The organism is Pseudomonas pudica (genome assembly GCF_015680405.1).
GTDB lineage: Bacteria > Pseudomonadota > Gammaproteobacteria > Pseudomonadales > Pseudomonadaceae > Aquipseudomonas > Aquipseudomonas pudica.
The window spans coordinates 1-3,367 of sequence record NZ_JADLJS010000092.1 but is presented as its reverse complement, the minus strand read 5'-3'; the positions used below and the strand labels follow the sequence as shown (position 1 = coordinate 3,367).

The 3,367-nt window shown below is 58.9% G+C and carries 1 protein-coding gene; it reads left to right on the top strand.

Going from position 1 to position 3,367, the window contains the following annotated elements; translation table 11 throughout:
• On the top strand, positions 1-3,367 hold a 3,367-nt coding region (locus tag IRZ77_RS26555), incomplete at both ends, for an immunoglobulin-like domain-containing protein (protein WP_329603774.1).

Here is a 3,367-nt window from a genome sequence, read left to right as displayed (position 1 = left end):
ACCGTCGAAGCGGGCAAGACCCAGGGTAGCGTCGACTTCGAAACGCCAGCGAACGACGTCTACAACAACGGCTCGACCGTCAGCGTAACCATCGAAAGCGCCACCGGCGGCAACTTCGAGCAGCTGACGCCGAACCCGACGCCGGCGCAGACCACGATCAACGACTCGGTCGACAACACCACGGCGACGCTGACTGCTTCGCCAAGCGTGTCCGAAGGCGGCGTCATCACCTACACCGTGACCCTGAGCAATCCGGCACAGACTCCGGTGACCGTAACCCTGTCCAACGGCCAGACCATCACCGTCGAAGCGGGCAAGACCCAGGGCAGCGTCGACTTCGAAACGCCAGCCAACGACGTCTACAACAACGGCTCGACCGTCAGCACCACGATTACCGGTGCGACCGGTGGCAACTTCGAACAGCTGACGCCAGACCCGACGCCAGCATCGACTGTCATCAATGACAGTATCGATACCGTCACCGTGAGCATTGTCAGCAATGGCGATGTGACAGAGGACCAGCAGCCGTCCTTTACTGTGAAGGTAAGCCAGGCACTGGACCGTCCGTTGACGGTTACCTTGTCGAACGGCGATACCGTGACCATCGGGGCCGGCAAGACCGAAGTGGAATACAAGACTGCGGCCCAAGGCGATGACGTAATCCAGGATGCCGGCTCTGTCACGCTCAGCGTGACGGATGCCACCGTCTCGGGCGCCACCTTCGAGAAGCTGGCGTTCGGAGGCCCGGCTACCGTTGAAATCTCGGATACCATCAGTGAGGTCGTCGCCAAACTGACCGCTACCGAGTCCGTAAGCGAAGGTGGCGAAATTACCTACACCGTCACGCTGACCAGCAAGGATGGACTCCCGCTCAACATCCAATCACCGCTGTATTTCACCCTCAGCGATGGCAAGACCGTTATTGAGGTACCGGCCAACAGCACAACCGGTTCGATTACCGTTGCCGCGCCGGACAACGTCTACATGGGCGCCAATCCGCCGGTGGTCAATGCGATCGATTCGGTTAGCGGTGCGGATGTATGGAAGTTCGAGAAACTGACCTTGGACAAAACCGAGGTCAGTACCACCGTGACTGATGAATCCGGCACCCCTGGCTCTGGTGGCGATCTTGTGTTGGTAAGCATCGAGGCCGACCAAGCGTCGGTTCTCGAGAACCAGAACCCGACATTTACCGTGAAGATCAACACCGCGCTGGCGCATGATCTTGTCGTTACCCTGAGCAACGATGCCCAGGTCACTATCAAGGCGGGGGATACCAGTGCGCAGTACACCCACGCCGTACAGGGAGACGACGTTTATCAGGACGCCGGCACTATCAGTCTCGGCCTCAAGTCAGCGACCGATACTGCAGGTAGCACCTTCGAGAACCTGCAGTTTGGCGGCGCCGCGTCGGTGGAAGTGACTGACACCATCAACGAAGTGGTGGCCAGACTGACGGCTACCGATACCGTTACCGAAGGTGGCGAAATTACCTATACCGTCACGCTGACCAGCGAAGACGGCCTGCCGATCAACAACCACTCGCCGCTCTATTTCACCCTCAGCGACGGCAAGACCGTTGTCATGGTGCCAGCCAACAGCAACACCGGCTCTATCACCGTTACCGCGCCTAATGATGTCTATGTAGGTGCTCAGCCTGTAGTAAACGCGATCGACTCGGTCAGCGGTGCAGATGCCTGGAAGTTTGAAAAGCTGACCCTGGACAAAACGGAAGTCAGCACGACGGTTACCGATGGCCCAGGCTCCGAGGACATTACCTGCCTGACGCTCTCTGCTACGCCTACAGTGGCCGAAGGTGGCGCTATCACCTACACCGCCACGTTGACCAACAAGGCCGGCACTGACCTGGTCATCAAACTGAGCAACGGCGAAACCATCACCATCGCGGCTGGCCAGAAGGAAGCTTCGATCATCGTCGACGCCCCAGGCGACGATGTGTACATCGATGCCAAAGACCTCAGCGTGACCATCACCGATGCCACGGGTGGTAATTTCGAAAAACTGGATGTCAGCAGCAAGGCGGCTGTAACGAAAGTCACCGACACCATCGACACCACCACCGTGACCTTGACCGCCACGCAGAGCGTGGTCGAGGGCGGCGTGGTGACCTACACCGCATCGGTCAACCACAAGGTCACTGGCTCGGATCTGGTGGTGAAACTGGCCAACGGCCAGACCATTACCATTCCGGTGGGTGAGTCGTCGGCGTCGGTACCGTTCACCGCGCCAGACAATGCCTACAACACCAACCTGGACCTGACCAACAAGATCACTGACATCTCGGGCGGCAATTACGAAAAGACCGTAGCAGTTGGCGAGCCAGTGACGACCGTGACCGACGGACCAGGCACGAAGGACATTACCCACCTTACCCTGAGCGCGACCCCTACGGTTGCCGAGGGTGGCAAGATCACTTACACCGCGACCTTGACCAACAAGGCCGGCACCGATCTAGTGATCAAGCTGAGCAATGGCGAGACCATCACCATTGCCGCAGGCTCGAAGGAAGCTTCGGTCACCGTCGATGCTCCAGGCGATGATGTCTACATCGATGCTGAAGTGCTTCAGGTCAAAGTGACCGAAACCTCGGGTGGTGACTTCGAGAAGCTGAATGTAAACAGCGGCGCAGCCGTGACCAAGGTGACCGATACCATCGACACCACGACTGTCACTCTGACCGCGACCTCGACCGTCGCTGAAGGTGGCGTGGTCACTTACACCGCGTCGGTCAACCACAAGGTCACCGGTTCCGACCTGGTGGTGAAACTGGCCAACGGTCAGACCATCACCATCCCGGTGGGCGAGTCGTCTGCATCGGTACCGTTCACTGCACCGAACAACGCACTCAATACCAATCTGGACTTGAGCAACAAGATCACCAGCATCTCGGGTGGTAATTACGAGAAAACCGTGGCCGTTGGTGAGCCGGTGACCACTGTCACCGACAACCCGGCGACCCCGGATGTCACCACGCTTACGCTGAGCGCGACGGATACCGTGGCCGAAGGCGGCAAGATTACGTATACCGCTACGCTGACCAACCCGGCGGGTACTGCGCTTACCGTAAAGCTGAGCAACGGCGAGACCATCACCATCGCGGCGGGTCAGAAAGAAGGGTCGATTACCATCGACGCGCCGAGCGACGATGTGTACATCGATGCGGGTACCGTTCAGGCCAATATCGATAGCACCAGCGGCGGTGACTTCGAGAAATTGGACGTCAGCAGCACTGCGGCCGTGACCAAGGTTACCGACACCATCGACACCACCACCGTCACTCTGACCGCGACCTCGACCGTTGCTGAAGGTGGCGTGGTGACCTACACCGCGTCGGTCAACCACAAGG